The sequence below is a fragment of the Actinomadura craniellae genome (assembly GCF_003289645.1).
In the GTDB taxonomy this organism is placed as follows: Bacteria; Actinomycetota; Actinomycetes; order Streptosporangiales; family Streptosporangiaceae; genus Actinomadura_D; species Actinomadura_D craniellae.
This window is the reverse complement of the sequence record NZ_QLYX01000016.1, coordinates 119,700-139,821: the sequence shown is the minus strand read 5'-3', so window position 1 is coordinate 139,821 and position 20,122 is coordinate 119,700. Positions and strand designations below refer to the sequence as shown.

Here is a 20,122-nt window from a genome sequence, read left to right as displayed (position 1 = left end):
CCGTCCGGGATGCATGCTGCTCGCGTACCGAGCGATTGGCCGGAGCCGGTTCGTGCCGGTAGAGCTGAGTGGACATCTTGGTGGGGGTGGGCGCGACGAAGGTCAGGCGACTTTCCAGGTGCGGTCGCCGAGGGTCGCGACCAGGTCGAGGTGGCCGCCGAGGACGGCGACGTAGTCGCGTACGACGTCGATGCCGGATACCTCGCCGTGTTCGATCTTGGAGATGCGGGCCTGGCTCACGCCGAGGAGGTCGGCGAGTTCGGCCTGGGTCACTCCGGCGGTCTTGCGGATCTCGGCGAGCTGGTGTCCGCGGACGTAGGCTTCGCGCCGTTCGCGGGCCGCGGCCTGCCCGGCGGCGCGTTCGGTGTCGCTGCGCGGATCGAGCGCGGAGGCCTTCGCCTTCACCTCGGACCACGTGCTGTACCCGGTGCCCATCATCCCTCCTGTTCTTCTTCCTTCAGCGCAATCAGATGCTCGGCGAACCGCTCATCGGCCAGCGGAATCTCTTCCCGGTACCAGCCGGCCCGGTTCCCGGACTTGTCACCGGCGACCAGGAAGGATGAAGACTGATCTACCAGGACTGAAGCGTTCGGGGAAACCCCACTGCCACTGCTCGCTGTTTTGTGGGAAGCGGATATGGGATGAACCGCCCCAAACGACCGAAGGGCAAACGCGAAACCCTCGCGTCTGCCCTGCTGGTGACGGGTGCGCCGTCAGGGGCTTGAATCCCGAACCCGCGGATCTGGCTGCCCGTGCCGAAGCCCCGAGCGAGCATCGATTGCCTGGGGACACGCCGTGAAGGATTCAGAACCCTTCGTCGAATCCACAGCTCAGGGCTGGTGACAGAGCACTTGGCAGCTGCGGCATCACCCTCATGCTCTCCTGACATGGGGTCCCGCGCGGATACGGGTGCCTAGCTGCGGCGTGCTGATCTACTTACGCTGTGACCAGCGTCACATGGGCGATTGTCTAATTATGGACAATCAGCCTTCGCGTTTCCCGGAATCGTGGAAGCGCCGATCGAGGAGGAGCGCCATGGATAGTCATCCGAGTCCGCCCACGCAAGCTATCTTTGTCGTCGACGCTGTCGGGTACTCCAAGACGCCGGAGCAGCCGATGCCTGCTTTCAGTCAAGAGATCACTGGTGTTGTTCGGGAGGCGTTCATCCGTAGTGGCCGCTTAGAACTTTGGCCGGAGCAGGTTCAGGGTTGCGGAGATGGCTGCTTGTTCACGATCCCAGAGACGAGTGCCTCCTACCTGGTGCATCCAATTCTTCGGATACTGCAGGAGGTATTGGAAGAACGAGATGAAAAAGCGTCTCGAAATGCACCGCGGTTGCGGCTACGTGTGGGGGTTGGACTAGGGCCGGTTCCCAATGAAACACTCGCTGGTGGCGCAGTTAACGATACATGCCGACTTGTCGACTCAAAGCAGATCAAGGATGCGATGGCCAGGTCGGATCCGAGTGTTACCTTCGTGGTCGCGATCGTCTCGGACGAGTTCTGTCAGCGGATCGTGGGCGGTAGGTTCAGTCACCTCCGCCAGAGTGAGTTTAAGCAGGTGGTCGCTACCGTCGAGGATAAGGATTTCGCGAAGCAGGCCTGGCTTTACACGCCGCGTCCCTCCACCGTTCAGGAGGATCCCGTTGCTCCACCGCCCGCCGAGTTGACTCGAAGCGAAGAGAGTCAAAGCGAGCCGACTCAGAGTGGGCCGTTGGAATCGGGACCGCTGGAAAGCGTATTCGAAGGGCCCACCACTCACTTCTACGGCCACACAGTCATCGGTCAGAGCAACACCGCTTCAACGATAGAGAAGATCAACGGGCCGGTTCTACCGGAAGGATTCGGTGCTCTTCCTAAGAACGGAGGGATCGAGTGACACTCGAGCAACACTTGCACCATTCAAGGATCGGAATGTTGATCAATGCTGGAAATGTGTTGATCAGCGGGTCACTCCAGGTTGCTACCGGTCTCGAGCCTGACGACATTGGTGAGATGGTGCGCACCTACATCCCTGTCGACGGCTGGGACACGGCGCTCCGATTGCTTCGGCACCAGCGGCATACGCGGACTGTCGCACTCGTCGGCGAGCCTGGATCGGGACGCCACATCACCGCCGTCAATCTCGCGGTAGAGTTAGGGCTGACCCCACGCCATGCCTTGGCCGATCCAGAAATGAAAGATAGGACGCCGACCCTAGAGGATCGGAAGCTGGTAATGCAGGCTGGTGATGCATGCATTCTCAGTCTCGATCCGGCAGGTGACGTTCCCCGCGATCAGGTCAGGCGATACGTGCAAAGGCGACTGAGTGAGCTTCCTCCAGGCGCAGTGTTGATTCTTCGCGTTTCGCCTGAACTCTGGGAAGTTCTAGGCCTCAGCATTCCTGAAGTGCTGATCGTTCCAACGGATCAGCCTCTCAGTGTCTACAAGCTTCAGGTGCAAGAAGAAGTAGAATGGAATTACGGTGAACGCTGGTGGCTGGATCAGCGTTTGCTGGATCGTGTGGCAAGCGTCTCACCGGCGGAAGCGTGCCGGCTCGCGCGCGCAGTGCGTGCCCGAAGTACATCGAGTCTTGCTCCGGCGGAACTGATCGATCAGATTCTAGCGATCAGTAAAGACTGGTCCAGTGATATCAAGGGATTTTTCCGCGACACGGAAAGGCTCGATACACCACACAAGCGTGCGCTTCTCATCGCAGTCGCTGCGGTCGGCCATGGATCAGTGGAGCAAATCTTCTCTGCACGTGACGAGTTGCTTCGTGTGCTAAAGGTGCGGAACCGTCCAGGAGAGGCTCTGCTCGGACCCGGCCGCTTCGGTCAACTCCAGGATCTAAAGGCTAAGAGCGATGATGATGAGACCTTCTATCTGGAACCGGGGAAGGGGGCAGCGCTCCTGCGCCATGTGTGGAAAGACTTCGGTGATGTTCGTAAGCCTATAAGCTCGTGGCTACGAAAGATCGCTACACCAGACAACCTTAATCCCGCCTATTCCTATATGGAACTGGCGCTAGGAGTCGGCGATCTGGCAATGGTTCGAGAGGCGGCCGAGGAATGGGCAGCCGAGCCTAGATTTAGGCAGTTGGCGATTGACCTGCTGAGCGTCGCTGCCCTTGATGAACGTCTTGGTAGACAGGTTCGAGACCTGTTGTACCAATGGGCAACGCAGCCTACGAAGCATAGAGCTGAGCTTGTTGCCCTCGTGTGCGCTGGCCCACTCGGCCATACTGTCACCGATATTGCCTTGACGCGGTTGCGTCGGCTTGCGACCCATCTTGCCGAGGAGACCATTGGGCTGGTTGTCGATGCGCTGCTCAGCCTGGCCTTGGAACCGAAGCTACGTGTTCCCATCACGGATGAACTCGTCCGATGGCTCAAGGACGACCGACTTGCACATGCGGCAGCGAGAGCGCTGTCGGTAATGGCGCAGGAAGGAGTCATGGTGCCGGATGCCTCAGCTGGGCGTGCCGATGCTGAAAGAATCGTTGAAGTGTTCCGGGTCGTGCTTCTCCAGAAAGACGGCGAACTAGCCTTCCTGCCATGGTTTGCTGAGGTGGCAGCCGGGCACAGCTCGGAGGAACTGTTCCTGGACGTTGTTGATCGGCTGCTTCAGTTTGGCGAGGGGAAAGGCCCAGTAGCTATGTTCTTGCACTTGGCCCCACAGCATGCTCAGAGTGACGATCCGTCCTCCCAGGTAACGGTGTTGCTTGAGAAGCTGCGCCAACTGCTGTATAAGCGTGCCCCACAAGTCGCGCGCATACAAGGGATTTTCCGTACGACAGAAGTTCAAGCGTGATGGTCTGGCCGTGGTCTCGCACCGTAACCACGGCCACTGGTCGTTGTCTGGCCGATCGACCTGAGACTTATTTCCAGGTACATATCTCGGTTGAGTGGCGACGCCGTCGTGGTCAGAAAACACAAGCTGTGGAACTCGGAGAAAAGATCATAAAAACCGCCGAATGGGTTTGTGGGAAGATTTCTATTCTTGATGCGCCACGTGCAACTCAGGTACTCGATGGCGAGCTTCGGGACGCTCTCTCGGCTGAGGTTCGTATTCTAAATATTATGGTAAGGATTGTATCCGAGCAGCATAGTGTTGATTTTGTGATGCGACTAGAGGAACGGGTGCGCCGAAAACTTGAACTGGAACACTTGCGGGATTTGATCCTTAAGGATCCGACTCTTGCTGCCTTGTGGTATCTAAACGGCGATCGCTCGCGACTGTTCGAACTGGCTGATAAAAGTACGCAATTCGAACGTGCGATCTCCGCCGTTACAGGATCTCTGACCACTGACGACCGGACTCGGATTGTGGACTTGGTTAAGTATGCCCGAGAAAACGCGAAGCCACAGTTGTGGAATCTGGTTCTCTTGCAGATTTCGGATCTCCTGGGGGAGCTGGGGCAGGCTCATCTTGAAGAGGGAGTCAGATCGTTTATGGATGACGTCTCGACAGATGTAAGCAAGTAAAAACATATACTGTTATTGATGTGCTTTCCGATAGGGCGATGGTTGTTGGGTGTTGAGGGAATTTCGCTTCATTTGACTGGTTATTCCCCTCGGGGGGCGTTGATATGGCCGTGTGGATCCAGGTCTGGTTTATAGAGTGGGCCCCTAAGTTGGCCTTATCTCGCATGGGGTATTGGCGCGAATCCAGCCCGGATTGACTCTTGTGGTGTCGTGGAGGGATCCGTTTTCGATACGGAGCCGGACCTCGTTCCACTCTCGGAGAACGCGACGTTCCCCGTCGGGGATTTGGTGCCAGTTGTCGCGGGTAGTTGCCTGGCCTGAGTAGACGGGTTCCCAGGACAGGGCGTAGAAGGTGCCCAGATCGGGAACGAGGGTTGCCAGTAAGTTGATGGTACGGCGGTGGAACCACTTGCTGATTCCGGTGATGGGGAGCCCCTCGGCGAGGGCTTCGTTGATGTAGGGAAGGGCGTTCTCCACGTTCTGTGGGGTGTTGGTCGAGCGGTCTTCGTAACGGATCGCGGACTCGGGGACGTCGCGCTCCAAGAGGAGTTGACGGAACATCCGACCTTCCACGATTCCGTTGTGCCGGTTCACTCCGCCGGTGGCGATGATGAGGGGCGCTCGGCCCTGATGATGGAGTTCGGCGGCCAGGTCGGCGGGGGTGCTTTGGTTGGTGCCGAAGATCAGTAGTGCTGTTGAGACGTCCTCTGGTGGTGGGGCCTCGATGTCGACGTAACTGGTGATGGCCAGCCGGGTTTTGGCGGTGACGTTCATGCTGTCTTAGCGGTCAGCTCTCGGTATCGGGCTCGGTAGTCCTCTGCATGAGGGGCATTGCCGAACGTGTTGCGGAGCGTGTGGTCGAGTTTGCCTGCGAGGACCAGGGTGGGCCATGCCGGCCGGTCGCTGGAGAGGGCTGCGTGGCCTGCCTCGACTGCTCCGTCTAGGTTTCCTGCGCCTGCGTGGGCGAGGCCGAGGATGAGCAGGGAGCGGGCGTAGCTGGAGGGGTGCTCACCGCGTTGGCGTGCTTCGGGCCGGTAGACGGTGCCGATGACCCGGTGGGTTGCATCGACTGCCTCTCGGTGTCTACCGAGGAGCATCAGGGAGGTGGCGGTGTAAGGCGGGTCATCGGAGAGCTTGATGGAGAACGCCCCGCTGGCGGTAGCCGCTTCTTGGGGGAGTTGGGCAATGAGGCGCGCAGCCGAGTCGTGCGTTTGGAGCACGCGTTCTTCGTCGCCGACCATTGCGGCGGCTCGCATCTCCTGTGCTGCGAGTTTGGCTCGGACAACGGTTCTTCCTGGTGCCAGTTCCCGGCCGCGAGCTGCCAGTGTCACCGACTGCTGGGGATGCCCCTGGTAGAAGGCCACGACGGATCTGGTGAGCGCCGCCCACGCCGTCAGTTCGGGGTGGCCTGATTGGCAGCTGTTCTTCTCGGTGTCGGAGCACCATATGCGTGCGGCGGCGTGTTCGCCCATGTCGCAGGCTGCGATGGACAGAAGCGCGGAGAGCCAGCCGGAAGCGGTGGTGAAGTCACGGTGCAGGTGGGAAGTGATTTTGTTCTGCGGGACGCTGTTGGCGTACGCCTTGATGGTGAGCAGTTCGTCGTAGATCTGTGCCGGAGGGGAGGCATTGATGGTCAGCGCGTAGTGCTCCACCAACTCGCGCAGCCCGTCAACGAGCGAGCCCGCATGACCGCTCCCCATGACCTCCAGTGCTTGGAGGGTGAGCCGCTCGGGTCCGGGGAGAGCGGGGAACAGCACTGCACCGGTGGTGTTCTTGAGGAAGGTTCGGCGTAGCAGCTCCCTCACCCGTTCCCAGTCATGGTCACCGTCTGGGCCGCTCTCGGGTGGAAGGTCGAGCATTCCCCGGGCGGAGAAGACCCGACGGTACAGCTCGGCGTACAGGCTGCGCGGCGAGGTTCTGCCGGACAGGTGCATGTGGACCGATCGCAGTACCGAACTCCTGCTCGGGACCTTCCTGGCCAGGTCGGGTTTGGCCGCGTCGAGCAGGGCCCCTGCCAACTCCTGCGGCCCCATGCCGAGCCGCTCCATCCGCAGGCGCAGGGATTCGGCGGTCCACCGGGGAACGCTCACCGCTTCATCGTCGCTCATCGTGCTCCGCCGATCGGACGTTGACCTGTGCTTCTTCACTGTCTTTCAGTCTTCTTCACCAGTCTGGCGGTGGTCGCACGGTTGCGGAAGGTGTTCGTATGGACGCGCGGCGGATGACTCCGCCCAGGATTCACCAACGAAGAACATAAAGGCGCGGAACAGGACATAGCTCGCGCAATTCGAGCTGTGAAGCAGGAAGGTCCGCAGGCCGGCACCTGAAATTCCTACCAGGCATTGCCCCCAAATACAGGACATCACTATGAGCACGTTTCGGGTTGACCACTGGCATGTCCGAGCTGCCTCGAACGGCCGGGTGGTCGAGGACCGCGAACGCCTAGATCGGGCCGCAGCGGTGAGGCGGTTGCGGGGGTGGTTGCTGGCCGAGTACCGGCGCACTGGGTCGCGGGCGTGGCTGGGCGCGGTGGCGCTGGTGGATGCCGGGTGGGAGTCGGTGACCGTCACAGGCGGGTACGGGGTGGCGTTCGCGTGCTCGTGCCCGCCGGCCCCGGACAGAGGACGCAGCGAGACGAGGAGGCGATGACGTGAAGCACGCAAGACTCAGGTTTCGGTGGTCGGCTTGGTATGAGGCGTTGAACCAGGCCGGGCGCGTGGGGGCGGCGAACGCCGTGGGTGGGGTGGCGGTATGCGGCTCCACTGAGCAGGGCGGTCCGGCGGTGAGGGTGCGGCGAGTGGCGGCCTTCGCACGAGTGCAGGAGGCGCGGTGACCGGCAACGCTCAGCAGGACGGCTTCCCCCAGGCAGGCTCGACGCGACGCCGGGCGCCGTCACCACCGTCCCCGCCTCCGGCGTTGCCGGAGGGCGAAAGGCCGGCGCATCGGTCGGTCGAGTTCGAGCAGGCATCGGCCCATGCTGTCCTCCCGTTGAACTACCCGGTGACGCCGCCGTATGAGCAGTGGACACGGGAACGAACCGAGTACCTGGCCCGGCAGGAGCCGCCCGCTACGAGCGCGGAAACCGCGGCCGAGCCGGATACGGCCTCTCGTGGGCGGGTGTGGTGTTTGCCGGTGTCGCCGGTGGTCGTCCGCGTGGCGCGTGATCTGGTGACTGAGGCTCTCCGCTGCCAGGACTTCGCCGGCACCGTGGTTGAGGATGCGGCGTTGGTGGTGTCGGAGCTGGTGACCAATTCGCTGCGTGTCTCCGCACCTGGCGGGACGGTGAAGATCGAGCTGGCGTCGGACGGGCCGTGGATGGTGGTGGGGGTGTGGGACGCGGGGGCCGACCTCCCGGAGACGGTGGGCGCTGTCGCACCGGATCCAGACGCGGCGGTGGAGCCCGACCCGGCGGGGTTGGAGGAAGGCCGTATCGGCGGGTGGGGGTTGCCGATGGTGGACGCGTTGGCGACGCGGCGGTGGATTCGGCCGACGTCTCCGGCGGGCAAGTGGGTGTATGCCGCTCTCACCGTTCCGGTCTCCTCGGACGGCCGACCGGGCGAGGGGAAGGCGTAACGGTGTCGCCGCATGACGATCATGTGCTCGGAAGGTTCCCATGGTTGCGCCCCGGGGAGGCATCGACCATGACGGGGGTCCCCACGGCGACGCTGGCCCGATGGGCGGACAGGGGATTGCTGACCTGTATCCGCGTCAGGGCAGAGGACGACGGCGGCGGGTCCGGGCCTCGCCGGTACCGGCGTCACGAGATCGACCTCATCATCGTCGCCTCGATCATCTGCCAGATCGACCGGCCCAATTCCCAGTTCGTGGAGTTCGTCTACCGCGAATGCCGCTACGACGCTCGGGCTGGCGGAAACGACCCGAAACCATGACCAGGATCCCCTGCTCCAGGAGCCTGGCAGCCGGTACGAGCGCTGGTTACGCGACCTCCCTCCACCGCCGCAGCAGACCAGCTCTCGAATCAGGCAGGACACCCAGGCCGTTGGTGCGGACCGACCAGCGCGTCGGTCGATGGCGCCGCGGGCTGGAGGGCCACACTCGGGCCGAGAACGCCCGCCGCAAGCGACTCCCGGCACCGTAGGGGACATGTACGGGCCGTGGCGGGCTGCTCAACGCTCTACGGTCACGCACCGGCCGTGATCATGGCCTGGAGCGAACATGGAAACAAAGGGCCCCAAAACGACCGAAGGGCAAACGCGACATCCTCGCGTCTGCCCTGCTGGTGGCGGGTGCGCCGTCAGGGACTTGAACCCCGAACCCGCGGATTAAGAGTCCGCTGCTCTGCCAATTGAGCTAACGGCGCCTGCCGGATCAGGGCCCCGGGGGCCTTCCGACGTCCTGAACTGTAGCAGGGGCGCGAGACCGGCGCGAATCGGTTTGGGGTGCTCAGTCCCTGGTGGGGACGGCGCTCATCATGCCGCGCCACAGCGCGATGGCGGTGGCCCGCTGGTGGACGCCGAGCTTGGCGTAGATGCGGTTGACGTGGTTCTTGACGGTCTTCTCGCTGAGGAAGAGCTGCCGGGCGATCTCGCCGTTGGAGCGGCCCGAGGCGATGAGGTCCATCACTTCGGACTCGCGGGCGGACAGGCCGAGGGTGCTGCGGCTGGCGTCGCGCAGGCCGCGGATCAGGTCGCCCACCGTCAGGGACTCGCGGGCCAGGTGCCCGCAGGCGCCGCTGGCCTCGGTGGTCTGGCCGGCCGAGGTGAGCACGAACACCCGGGCGCCGCGGCTGAGCGGGCTGGCGTGGCCGTCGCGGGCGGTGGCGGCGTCCAGCAACACCACGTCGGGACGCACCTGTTCGGCCATGGAGACGGCGTCGCCGCCGTCACCGGCCTCGCAGACGACCTCGACCTCCGTGCTGCCCGCGAGTGCGGAGATCACTCCGGCGCGAGCCTCGGAGTCGCCGTCCACCACCATGATCCGCAGTGGTGCCGTTTCGTGGACCCTCATCCCGCCTCCGGACAATGTCACGGTCTCGTAAAGCGGGAGCATAACCGGCCCGTCACCGCGAGCCAATGTAGCGATACGTGAAAGGCGCGCCGATCTTGTTGATCGGCGCGCCTTGCGCAGGGTGAGCGACGGGATTTGAACCCGCGACATCCAGGACCACAACCTGGTGCTCTGCCAACTGAGCTACGCCCACCATCGCCGGAACGCGTCCGGCCTGGCCAAGTGTAGCGGGTTATCGAGTGCGCGAATCAACATCCGACACGACGGCGGCCGCGAGGGCCCGTGCGGTCTGCGAGTCGGGCCCGGGCTGGGGGACGAAGACGGCCGCCCGGTAGTAGCGCAGCTCGCGGATGCTCTCGGTGATGTCGGCGAGGGCGCGGTGGCCGCCCTTCTTCTCCGGGCTGGCGAAGTAGACCCGCGGGTACCAGCGCCGGGCGAGCTCCTTGATGCTGGAGACGTCGATCATCCGGTAGTGCAGGTGGGCGTCGAGGGCGGGCATGTCGCGGAAGAGGAACGACCGGTCGGTGGCGATGGAGTTGCCGCAGAGCGGGGCCTTCTTCGGGTCGGGGACGTGCTTGCGCACGTAGTCGAGCACGAGCTCCTCGGCCTGACCCAGCGCGATGCCGCCGGGCAGCGCGGCCAGCAGCCCGGAGGCGGTGTGCATCTCGCGCACCACCTGCGTCATCTGGGTCAGGGCCCCCTCGGGGGGTTTGATCACGAGGTCGACGCCCTCGTCGAGGATGTTGAGCTCCCCGTCCGTCACCAGTGCCGCGATCTCGATCAGCGCGTCGTTGCGCAGATCGAGTCCTGTCATCTCACAGTCGATCCAGACCAGCCGGTCGTTCATGCGCCTAACCCTAAGTGCCCCGGCGGACCGTCCGGAGCGGGACTACAGGACCTTCACGGAGTTGACCAGCAGATCGAGGTCGCCCTGGTTCACGTGGCTGTCAGGGATGGAGAGGTAGAGGACTGCGGGCCGCCTGCCCTCGCCGCGCTCGATGGTGAGGAAGAGGACGATCTCCTTGGTGAAGTTCCAGTTGCGGGACTTCGCCTGCGGGAAGCTCAGCTCCAGCCGGTGGTACCAGGCACTGTGCCCGTCCACCTGGAAGGCCCGCGACTCGATCTCCCGCTGCGTGTAGCCGGCGGGGTAGGCGAACGACGGCAGCGCGGCGAGGAAGCTCCGGGCGCCCACCTGGAGGCTGTCGTCGGGGGTGACGGTGGTGGCGACCTGGCCGGAGTACACCGAGGCCACGTAGTCGCCCTCCCGGCCGTCGTAGTCCTCCTGGACGGCGGCGGTCTGGCCGCGGGTCAGGCCCAGCCGGCCGAGCGGGTCGGTGGACCCGATGGGGGAGGCGGGCTGCCACTTGCCGCCGAGCTGGGCGTAGCTGAGGCCGGCCTGCTCGTCGGTGACCGTGCCCACCACCGGCGAGCGGCCGCCGGGGTCGTTCGGCGGGGTGGGGGACGCGGCGGCGGGGCTCGAGGTCGGTTCGGGCGACCCGCCGATCACGCCGGTGGCCAGCAGTGCGACCACCACGATCAGGGCGAGGAAGACGACACCGCCGCCGGCCAGCCCCCACAGCAGCCCGGTGTTGCTCTTGCCGGCGGGTGAGGGCTGCCAGGGCTGGGGGGTCTGCGGGCCGGGCTGCCAGGGCGGCGGAGTGTGGGGGCCGCCGGGGGCCTGCCAGGGCGGTGGGGTGCTCGGGCCGCTCGGGCTCCAGTTCGGCTGGGGAGCCGGTGGAGGCTGCTGGCCGCCGGGGGACGGCTGCCTGGCGGGGGCCCCGGAGGAGTCGTCCCATTCGTCGATGGGCTGGGTCGCCTGTGTCCACTGGCCGCCGTCCCAGTACCGCTGCAGGCCGGGCGTGCCGTAGGGGTCGGGATACCAGCCCGGCGGTGTCTGGCCGGTCATGGGGGCGAGGGTAGGGCAATCAGATTACAAGTAGGTCACTAAGCGATCATTTCGGGGGGAAACGGAATGTCAGCCCGCAGCAGGGGGTCGGGCACGGGTTCGCCGAACACCTGGTGGACCGGCAGCACCCCGGCCCAGACGTCGAGCGCGTGGTCGGCCTCGTCGTCCACGGGCGGCCCCTGGCGCACCTTCACCGACGCCTCGGCCAGCGGCAGCGCCAGCACGGCGGTGGCGGCCAGTTCGCGCCGGTCGGGTGGCCGGGTCACGTCCCAGCGGCCCGGGGCCAGGCTCTCGGAGACGGCGCGCAGCCCGGCGAGCTTCTCCTCGGGCTCGGTCACGACCCGGAGCCGCCCGTACACGACCGCGCTCCGGTAGTTGATGGAGTGATGGAAGATCGACCTCGCCAGCACGATGCCGTCGAGGTGGGTGACGGTGACGCAGACCTCCGTCGCCGCGCCCAGGCGCAGGCTCCGGGCTCCCGTCGAGCCGTGCAGGTAGAGGGTGTCGCCCAGCCGCCCGTAGCCGGTGGGGATCACCATGGGCGCGCCCTCGGTGGGCACGCCCAGGTGGCAGATGCGCCCGGCGTCGAGGATGGCGTGGAGCTCGGCCCGGTCGGCGCGGCCGCGCTCGCGGGCCCGGCCCAGCCGGGTCCGGGGAGTGTCCGACAGCGGTGCTGGAGTGCTCATGTGTCCGTAGGCTAGGAGCCGAGTGGACTGATCTGTAGAGCCACACAAGCGCGTTTTCTGGAGACCACTTGGACCTGCCGCTGGCCGTGGAACGAAGCGCCGGCGAGCCGATGACCGTTCAGGTCGCCGCGCAGCTGCGGGCCGCGATGCGGGAGGGGCGGCTCACCGCCGGCGAGCGGCTCCCGTCGAGCCGGCGGCTGGCCGCGGCCCTCGGGGTCAGCCGGACGGTCGTCACCGAGGCGTACGAGCAGCTGTACGCCGAGGGCTGGCTGGTGGGCCGGCACGGCTCGGGGACGTACGTCGCCGACGTCCTCGCCGTGCCGGCCGGTGATCCGCCCGCGCCGCCCCCGGCCGAGCCCGCCGGCGAGATGATCGACCTGCGGCCGGGAGAGCCCTGGACGGGTGATCTCGACACGCCGGCCTGGCGCCGGGCCTGGCGGGCGGCCGCCGTGCTGGCGCCCGCGGCCGAGCCCGACCCGCACGGCCTGCCCGGGTTGCGGGCCGCCCTCACCGAGCGGATGCGCCGCGGCCGGGGCGTGACCTGCCCGGTGGAACGGGTGATGGTCACCCGGGGCGCCGGCAACGGGCTCGACCTGCTGGCCGCCACCGTGCTGCGGCCCGGGGACCGGGTCGGCGTGGAGGACCCCGGCTACCCGCGGGCCAGGACGGTGCTGGCGGCCCGCGGGCTGCGGGTCGTCCCGTGCCCGGTGGACGAGCAGGGGCTGGTCGTCGACGGGCTGCCGGACGACCTGCGGCTGATCTACACCACTCCCTCGCACCAGTATCCGCTCGGCGGGGTGCTGCCGGTGCCGCGCCGCCAGTCGCTGCTGGCCTGGGCGCGGCGGACCGGCGCGCTCGTCGCGGAGGACGACTACGACGGCGAGTTCCGCTACGGCGGCGCGCCGCTGCCGGCGCTGTACGGGCTGGATCCCGAGGTCGTGGTGTACCTGGGCACCAGCGCGAAGATCCTCACCCCGGCGATGGGGGTCGGCTGGCTGGTGGCCCGGCCGGACCTGGTGGCGGCGATCGCGGCCCGGCGGCCCGAACTCGGTGACCGCACGGCGGTCGTGCCGCAGGAGGCGCTGCGGGTGCTGCTCGACCGGGGCGACCTCGACCGGTACCTGCGCCGGATGCGGGCCGAGTACGCGCGCCGCCGCGCGGTCGTGGTCGGCGCGCTGGCCGGCCTGCGGGTGCGCGGCGACACGGCCGGGCTGCACCTGGTGGTCGAGCTGCCCGCCCCGGTGGCGGACCGGGTCGTGCGCGCGGCGGGCGCGCGGGGCGTGCGGCTCGACACGCTGTCCCGCCACCACGCCGGTTCGGCCGATCCGGTGCACGGGCTGGTGATCGGGTACGGCGCGGCCCGCCGCTCGGAACTGCGCGCGGCCTGCGCGCTGGTCCGGGAGCTCGTCCTGCGCTGACCGGATCAGCGCAGCGCGTGGACGGTGGGCCGGGCGATCGGCCGGACCGGGGCGCGGATTGCGTCTTCGGCACCGGACGCGGGACGCGGGCGGGGGATGTCGGCGAGCGGGGTCTCGCGGCCGGTGATCCGGCGGATGTCGATCGCCCCGGGGTCGGCGCGCGCGACGCCGGGCACCTGGGAGGCGCCGAAGTGCCCGCCGCGCGCCCAGGGCCGGCGCTCGCGCATGGAGTGGTACGCCTGCGGCGAGGCCAGTGGCGGCCCGGCGGGCCAGCGTCGGTTGACCCCCCAGGCGTCGAGCCAGGACATGATCATGTCGAGGTTCTTGAGCGGGCCGTTGGTGAAGGGTTCGCGGGTGCTGCCGACCACCATGATCTGCATGCAGATCCGGCCTTCGAGGCGCACCGGGCCGTCGAGCAGGCCGCCGGCGAGGGTGAGCGGGAGCATTTGCAGCACCTCGCCGGAGAGGGGATTCCAGACCAGGTGTGCCGGCCGGCCGGCCCGGGCGAGGTCCTGGGCCACCGATCGGGCGGAGAGTAGCCGGGGATCGGCGTCACCGGTGAACCAGACGACGCGCGGAGCACCACCCCTCGGTGCGCCGCAATCGTTGTCGGCCGGCATTCGGCCGGCTCCCGGTAGCCAAGCGTCGGCCACGGTGCGTCCCCCCCAATCGGGCATCAACCCCGAATGGTCTTAGTTACCTGTTCGTAGCCCAGCCGGCCCGATAAGTCCAGAGTGCCGCCACCGGTGGCCGCGACGTCGATGGGCTGGTCGTCGTGGCGGTATCACCTGGTGAGTCGTCGTCAGGGCGTACCCGGCGGACACCAGGATTGCACCTTGTGTCGGGTTTTTCCTGGGGCGTGTGTGGCGGGATGGTTGGGCATATGCACGTTTTCGCTGTTCAGCAGGGATGAGCGGGAGAAAGTGGAAAAGTTCCAGTCAACGGCCGATTCCGGCCGGTGATTTACATCGCAGGTTGCCGGGACGAGTTAGGGGGGTGGGGTTCCCCTGTCAAACCGAGTAGCGTTCTAATAGGGCGTCATGACGGTTGACGCTGAGCTTCCGGCCGGAATTCCCGGCATCGATGTTCCCCGACTGGCGGCCTGGCTGGCCGAGGCGCTGCCGGGCGCCGGCCGCATCACCGCGGTCGATCTGATCGCCGGCGGCCGGTCGAACCTGACCTACCGCATCGAGCTGGCCGGGGGACGCTCCATCGTGCTGCGCCGCCCGCCGCTGGGCCACGTCCTGCCCACCGCACACGACATGGCCCGGGAGCACCGGGTGCTCTCGGCGCTGTCGGAGTACGGCGAGGCCGGCGACCGGCTCCGGGTGCCCGTGCCCCGCCCGCTGGCGTTCTGCGCAGGCGAGGACGTGCTCGGCGCCCGGTTCTACATCATGGAATACGTCCAGGGCCGGGTGCTGCGGACCGCCGAGGACGCCGCGGACGTCACCCCCGAGCAGGCCGGCCTGATCAGCGAGCGGCTGGCCGAGGCACTCGCCGCCATCCACCTGGTCGACGTGACGGCCGCCGGCCTGGCCGACTTCGGCCGCCCCGAGGGGTACATGGCCCGCCAGCTGCGCCGGTGGGGGCAGCAGTGGCAGCGCTCCAACGAGGCGATCGCCGCCACCGGCACCACCCGCGACCTGCCCGAATACGACCGGCTCGTCAACCGGCTGGCCGAGCGGGTGCCCGCCGACGGCCCCGTCGGGCTGGTGCACGGCGACTTCCGGCTCGACAACGCGCTCACCCGGCTGGAGCCGGCCCCCGAGATCGCGGCGATCGTCGACTGGGAGATGTCCACCCTGGGCGACCCGCTGTCGGATCTCGGGCTGACCCTCACCTACTGGGCCCAGGAGTCGGACGAGCAGGCCGACCGGCTGCCCGTGGGCGCCACGGTCACCGCCACGCCGGGCTTCCACACCCGCCAGGAGTTCGCCGAGCGGTACGCCGGGCTGACCGGCTTCGACCTCTCCCAACTGGACTTCTATGTGGCCTTCGCCTGCTTCAAGCTCGCGGTCATCCTGGAGGGCATCCACGCCCGGTTCCTGCAGGGCGCCACGGTCGGCGAGGGCTTCGCCCAGATCGGCGACTCGGTGCCGGTCCTGCTCGACCGCGCCCACCGCATCCTGGACAGCCGGTCGCCCTGGTAGACCCGCCGCCCGTGCCACGTGCTCCCGAGGACGTGGCACGGGGTCAGGGCGTACCGGCGGGCGGGCTCGGCGGCTCGTCGTCCGGGCAGGTCCAGGAGACCGGGGCCGAACCGCCGGGGGAGATCTGGACGCTCCCGGAGAAGTCACCCGGTTCCGTGCAGGCAGGCCGCCTGACCGGGACGCCCCCCGAGGAGGTGCCCCCCTGGCGCCCCACCTGGAGGCCGGAGGAGGCGCCGACGACCGACCAGGCCGCCCGCCCCCCGGTGACGGCCACGGAGACCATGCACAGCTCCGCGCCGCCAGGGATGTTGCAACCGAAGACCCTGACCTGGCCGACCGGGGTCTGCGGCCGGCGCGGCGTGGGCGAGGACGTGGTGCGGGTGGGCGTCGGGGTGGGGCTCGGGGACGCCGTCGTCCGGGTCGGTGTGGGGGTGGGGAGCTCGCTCGGCTCCACGGAGGGCTCCTCGGCGGGCTCGCTCGGGTCCGGGGCCGCGGCCTGGGAGGACGGGTCGCCGCTCGGGGACGAGCCGGACGACCCGGACAGCACGAAGAACACCCCGCCGACCAGCAGCAGGACGGTCACCGCGGCGGCCGCCGCGGGCCAGACCAGGTTACGCCCCTTGCCGCCGCCGCCGGCGGCGGGCTCGGTGCGCCTGGTCCTGGGGTCGACCGGGACCGGCCAGCCCCACTCGTCGAACGGCTCGGCCCGCCGGGCGATGCGCGCGCGCATCTCGGCCAGGTCGGGGGCGAAGGCGGCCGTGAGAACCTGGGCGCGCAGGTCCGCGGGCATCATGGCGGTCGGCAGCGCCTGGAGCAGGGGCCCGGCCGAGAGCGGGCGGTGCCGCTGCTCCGCGCAGATCGAGCACGTCTCGATGTGCCGGATCAGCTTGCGGCAGGTCGCGGGGGCCAGCGGCCACCGCCCGTCGCCGAGCAGCGGCCCCACGCTCGGGCAGGGCGAGCCGGGCGCCTCCCGGGCGAGCAGCGCGGCGGCCAGGGCCTGGTCGAGGTCGTGCCGGGCCTGGCGGGTGAGCGCGTCGGCGTCCGGGCCGGGCATGCCCAGCACCCCGCCGATCTCCTGCGGGTCGAGGCCGTGCCGGAACAGCAGGTCGATCGCCTCGCGCTGCCGGCCGCCGAGCCCGGCCAGCGCGCTGTGCACGAGCTGCCGGGCCTCCTGGCGGCGGGCCCGCTCCTCGGCGTCCGCCGCGGGGCCCTCGATCTCCGGTGACTCGCGCCGTTCGGCCGGGCGGTTCGGGTCGCGTAGCCGGCGCATGCATTCGTTGCGGGCCATCGCGTAGAGCCAGCCGCGCAGGTACTCGGGCTCGGTCAGCCCGTGGACGTGCTGGTGCGCGGCGATCAGCGCGTCGTGCAGGGCCCGTGCGGCGGTCTCCTGATCGCGGAGCAGGGCGTGGCAGTAGTCGTACAACCGGGGGGCGTAGCCATCGAAGGCGTGCGCCAGGGCATCGGGATCGCCTGACTGGAGAGATGACGCGAGTCGGCGATCGTCGTCAGGGCCAGAGTTCGGCCAACCGGACACGGGACCTCCCGTGGGTCACATAAGGGGCGGCCTGCGCGGAGGGGCGGGCCGGCGGGGAACACCGTCTCATCGGACGGTGGGAAAGGGGGGCGGTGCGTGACCGCGCGTGCGAAATGGAGGCCCGACGCCCCGCTCCCGTCGGGCCTCCACATGAAGGACGGCTGTCTCCCGCCTTCGGTTGACACGTTCATCGAACGAATCTTGTCAGCTACCGGCGACCCGCCGGGAGAGGGCCTGGAGGAAGATCTTCTGGATGTCCTCGGGCTTCTGGGCGATGTGGACGCTGCCCTTGGTGGCCTTGGCGATCTGCTCCAGCTCGTTGCGGTCGACGCCCGGACCGAAGCCGATCATGATGACCTGGACGGGACGCGTCGGGTCGAGCTCCCGCTTCAGGGTGTCCAGCGTCTGCTTGAGGGTCAGGCTCTGGTCGTCGTCGTTCTTCCCGTCGGTGAACAGGAGGATGGAGTTGCCCATCTCGGGCTTGTACGTCTTCTTCATGTACTTGTAGGCGGCGACGACGGAGTCGTACAGGCCGGTGTCGCCGTTCGGCTTGGGCCGCGACTGGGCCATGCTCGACAGGATGAGCTGGCGCCGGGTGGCCGACCCGATCCGCTCGCCCAGCGGGCCGATCGGCACCCGCTCGATCCAGTCCTGGTTGCCCTTCAGTCTGGTGGAGAACTCCCAGGTGCCCAGCTCGCTGTCGTTGGGCATCAGGCTGAGCCCGCCCTGCGCGATCCGCTGGGTGGCCTCCAGCCGGGTGACACCGGGCCCCACCTCCTCGGCCATCGAGCCGGAGATGTCGGTGAGGGTCAGCATCCGGATGCTCAGCGACAGCCGCGACCAGCTCTGCATGATCTTCTGGACGTCCGCGGGCTGCGGCGTGGGCAGCTGCCGGGGCCGCTGCGGGCTGACGCCGGTCGCGGCGCCGAACGTGGACGGCGCCTTCCCGTCGCTGGTCCGGAAGCCCTGCGCGCGGACCAGGTTGCGGGTCTTCTCGCCGTTCAGCGCGCTCTCCAGCAGGCGCGCCGCCTCCTTCTTGGCGGGGTCGGCCGTGGTCACCGTGTACGGGTAGTCCATCGACAGCGTGCCCTCCTGCGGGTACACCGCCACCGCGGGCTCGGCCGGCTTCTTGGAGTTGTAGGCGTGGACGGCCTGCTCCGGCGTGATGATCACCGGGTAGCGGCCCTGGCGGTCCCGCTTGAGGGAGGTGTACTGGGCCTGCACGGACGGGGTGATGTTCTCCCGCACCGTGCGGACCATGCCGGTGAAGATCGCGTCCCGGTTGGGGTCGTTGGTCAGCAGGATGTTGGTGAGGGCCAGCGTGCCGATCCCGGCCGCGTTGCGCGTCGGGTCGGCCATGTACAGCCGGACCAGGTTGGGCGGGATCATCTGGTTCTTGGTCACCGCGCCGCCGGCCGTGCCGCCCGCCGCCTTGAGCAGGTTGTCCCAGGACGGGTTGCCGATCACACCGGCCCGCCGCAGCTGCGCCGCGAGGGACTGCGGCATGCCCACCACGAGGGGGCTCTGCGCCAGCGAGGTCCGGGTCGGCTGGACGGCGTTCTTCCCCCGCTCGGAGGTGCGCACCATCGAGGTCCACAGCGACGAGTCGGGGATCCACACGTCGGGTCGCTGGCTGGTGTCCCCCGAGCTGCCCTGGCCCGACAGCAGCGTGGTCACCGAGACCGGGGCGGCGGACCGCACCCTGGCGGTGACGCAGCGCCCGTCGACCTTGTGCTTGGCGCCGTTGAAGTCGGCGGCGCTCTGGGAGATGACCGCGGAGAGCTCCGGAGCCGCGGCGACGCTGAGGGTGATCGCGTCATCGTCGGAGCAGCCGCCGCTGGTGGCGGCGAACGCGTACACGCCGACGCCCAGCAGCAGCACCAGCCCGACGGCGCCGGCCATCGGCCCCACCAGCGAGCCGGCGCTGCGCTTGCGGCGGCGCCCCTGCTCCAGGCCGCTGTCGGGACGGCTGCCGGGGCCGACGGGCATGGTCAGCGGGCGCGAGCCGGAGCCACCGGAGTAGGCGCCGGAACCGGACGGGCGGGAACCGGAACCGCCGGGCCGGGAGCCCGCCCCGGCCCCGTAGGCGCCGGAGCCACTGGAGTAGGCGCCCGAACCGCCGGCGCGCGAACCGGCACCGGGGTCCTGGGAGTACGCGCCGGAGCCGCTCGGATGCGGGCCGGAGCGACGGCTGGAGCCCGGACCGGTCGAGTACGGGCCGGGCTCGGCGGGGTAGGAACCGGAGCCCGTGCCGCCGGGGTATGCCCCGGAGTCCGTGCCGCCCGGGTAGGAACCTGAGCCTGAGCCGCCCGGGTACGCCCCGGAGCCCGCGTCACCGGGGTACCCGCCGGAGCCGGCGGAGCCTGAACTTCCGGGGTAGGCCCCGGAGCCGCCGGAGTAGGGGTTGGCGCCGGTCGAGTACGGGCCGGACTCGGCGGGGTGGGCACCCGAGCCGCCCGGGTATCCGCCGGAGCGGGGGTCGGAGTCGTCCTGGTACGGGCCGAAGCCGCTGGAGTGGGTGCCCGAATCGCCGGGATACGCGCCGGAGCCCTGGGAGTAGGGGTCGGAGTCGCGCGGCGGGCCGTATCCGCTCGGGTCGGAGGCCCCGGTGAAGCCGCCGGCTCCGTAGGTCGGGTGCGAGCCGCTCTGCCGGGGGGTGAACCACTCGGGGGCCTCGCCCGGCTGCTCGGGCAGGGGAGGCTGCTCGGGCGGCGGGTTCCCCAGGATGTCCCGGCTCTCGCGCGGGCTGAACCAGTCGGACGGGCTGCTGCCGGCGGATGAGCCGGTGCCGTCATCGTCAGGCATCTCGCCCGGGTACTCATCGCGATGACGTCCGTTCACGGCTCTCCTCGATTCCCCACAGGCCGTCTCATTGTCCCCGGCACTGTAGTGGGACGGGCCTGTCGTCACAAAATGGTAAAGAGCTAACAATCTTGCAGGTCATCAGCATAAGTGTTGACATCAGGGGTTATTTCGGGGGTGGAGGTAACGGTCC

Annotated in this window: 17 protein-coding genes and 2 tRNA genes; 7 read left to right on the top strand and 12 right to left on the bottom strand. The window is 68.2% G+C overall.

Annotation, left to right across the window (positions count from 1 at the left end; translation table 11 throughout):
• Positions 1-102 precede the first annotated feature (102 nt).
• Positions 103-435, bottom strand: a complete 333-nt coding sequence (locus DPM19_RS28400) for a helix-turn-helix domain-containing protein (RefSeq protein ID WP_111871177.1) — start codon at positions 433-435, stop codon at positions 103-105.
• 600 nt (positions 436-1,035) lie between these two features.
• Between DPM19_RS28400 and DPM19_RS34980 the strand changes: the two genes are divergently transcribed.
• The 3 genes from DPM19_RS34980 to DPM19_RS34970 are packed head-to-tail and all read left to right on the top strand — an operon-like array spanning position 1,036 to position 4,465.
• Positions 1,036-1,878 (top strand): hypothetical protein, encoded by an 843-nt coding sequence (locus DPM19_RS34980; protein ID WP_146779021.1) that lies wholly within the window; start codon positions 1,036-1,038, stop codon positions 1,876-1,878.
• A gap of 35 nt (positions 1,879-1,913) precedes the next feature.
• Positions 1,914-3,791, top strand: a complete 1,878-nt coding sequence (locus DPM19_RS34975) for a hypothetical protein (protein WP_146779020.1) — start codon at positions 1,914-1,916, stop codon at positions 3,789-3,791.
• Positions 3,788-4,465, top strand: a complete 678-nt coding sequence (locus DPM19_RS34970; RefSeq protein WP_146779019.1) for a hypothetical protein — start codon at positions 3,788-3,790, stop codon at positions 4,463-4,465. The genes DPM19_RS34975 and DPM19_RS34970 overlap by 4 nt, the downstream gene beginning before the upstream one ends.
• A gap of 144 nt (positions 4,466-4,609) precedes the next feature.
• On the opposite strand, the gene DPM19_RS28380 is transcribed toward DPM19_RS34970, so the two are convergent.
• On the bottom strand, positions 4,610-5,239 hold the full coding sequence (locus DPM19_RS28380) for a YdcF family protein (protein WP_111871116.1): 630 nt from the start codon (positions 5,237-5,239) through the stop codon (positions 4,610-4,612).
• Positions 5,236-6,573 carry a hypothetical protein gene (locus DPM19_RS28375; protein ID WP_111871115.1) on the bottom strand — a complete coding sequence of 446 codons (1,338 nt, stop codon included), beginning with the start codon at positions 6,571-6,573 and terminating at the stop codon, positions 5,236-5,238. Before DPM19_RS28375 ends, DPM19_RS28380 begins: the two co-directional genes overlap by 4 nt.
• A gap of 721 nt (positions 6,574-7,294) precedes the next feature.
• Between DPM19_RS28375 and DPM19_RS28370 the strand changes: the two genes are divergently transcribed.
• A complete protein-coding gene (locus DPM19_RS28370) occupies positions 7,295-8,038 on the top strand; it encodes an ATP-binding protein (protein WP_111871114.1) in 744 nt (247 codons plus the stop codon).
• Positions 7,942-8,355, top strand: coding sequence for a MerR family transcriptional regulator (locus tag DPM19_RS28365; RefSeq protein ID WP_325050294.1), 414 nt, complete (start codon positions 7,942-7,944; stop codon positions 8,353-8,355). The genes DPM19_RS28370 and DPM19_RS28365 overlap by 97 nt, the downstream gene beginning before the upstream one ends.
• A 358-nt stretch (positions 8,356-8,713) precedes the next feature.
• On the opposite strand, the gene DPM19_RS28360 is transcribed toward DPM19_RS28365, so the two are convergent.
• The 6 genes from DPM19_RS28360 to DPM19_RS28335 form a co-directional block, all read right to left on the bottom strand.
• Positions 8,714-8,786 (bottom strand) — tRNA-Lys (locus DPM19_RS28360).
• Positions 8,787-8,869: 83 nt separating this feature from the next.
• Positions 8,870-9,433, bottom strand: a complete 564-nt coding sequence (locus DPM19_RS28355; protein ID WP_111871112.1) for a response regulator transcription factor — start codon at positions 9,431-9,433, stop codon at positions 8,870-8,872.
• A gap of 120 nt (positions 9,434-9,553) precedes the next feature.
• A tRNA-His gene (locus DPM19_RS28350) sits at positions 9,554-9,626 on the bottom strand.
• Between the two features lie 39 nt (positions 9,627-9,665).
• Positions 9,666-10,280: an oligoribonuclease gene (gene orn, locus DPM19_RS28345; protein ID WP_111871111.1), complete on the bottom strand. Its 615-nt coding sequence runs from the start codon at positions 10,278-10,280 to the stop codon at positions 9,666-9,668.
• Between the two features lie 42 nt (positions 10,281-10,322).
• Entirely contained in the window at positions 10,323-11,339 is a 1,017-nt protein-coding gene (locus tag DPM19_RS36845) for a DUF2510 domain-containing protein (protein WP_199485331.1), read from the bottom strand.
• A 38-nt stretch (positions 11,340-11,377) separates the two neighbouring features.
• Complete coding sequence (locus DPM19_RS28335) at positions 11,378-12,025, bottom strand: pyridoxamine 5'-phosphate oxidase family protein (RefSeq protein ID WP_111871110.1); 648 nt, start codon at positions 12,023-12,025, stop codon at positions 11,378-11,380.
• Positions 12,026-12,093: 68 nt separating this feature from the next.
• Between DPM19_RS28335 and pdxR the strand changes: the two genes are divergently transcribed.
• Complete coding sequence (pdxR, locus tag DPM19_RS28330) at positions 12,094-13,443, top strand: MocR-like pyridoxine biosynthesis transcription factor PdxR (protein WP_233510850.1); 1,350 nt, start codon at positions 12,094-12,096, stop codon at positions 13,441-13,443.
• Positions 13,444-13,448: 5 nt separating this feature from the next.
• Here the strand turns inward: pdxR and DPM19_RS28325 are convergent, their stop codons facing one another.
• Positions 13,449-13,964, bottom strand: coding sequence for a hypothetical protein (locus DPM19_RS28325; protein ID WP_199485330.1), 516 nt, complete (start codon positions 13,962-13,964; stop codon positions 13,449-13,451).
• Positions 13,965-14,483: 519 nt separating this feature from the next.
• On the opposite strand from DPM19_RS28325, the gene DPM19_RS28320 reads away from it, so the two are divergent.
• Entirely contained in the window at positions 14,484-15,593 is a 1,110-nt protein-coding gene (locus DPM19_RS28320; RefSeq protein ID WP_111871109.1) for a phosphotransferase family protein, read from the top strand.
• A gap of 43 nt (positions 15,594-15,636) precedes the next feature.
• On the opposite strand, the gene DPM19_RS28315 is transcribed toward DPM19_RS28320, so the two are convergent.
• Positions 15,637-17,127, bottom strand: coding sequence for an RNA polymerase sigma factor (locus tag DPM19_RS28315; protein WP_111871108.1), 1,491 nt, complete (start codon positions 17,125-17,127; stop codon positions 15,637-15,639).
• 204 nt (positions 17,128-17,331) lie between these two features.
• Positions 17,332-19,932: a substrate-binding and VWA domain-containing protein gene (locus DPM19_RS28310; RefSeq protein ID WP_111871107.1), complete on the bottom strand. Its 2,601-nt coding sequence runs from the start codon at positions 19,930-19,932 to the stop codon at positions 17,332-17,334.
• Positions 19,933-20,122: the final 190 nt, after the last annotated feature.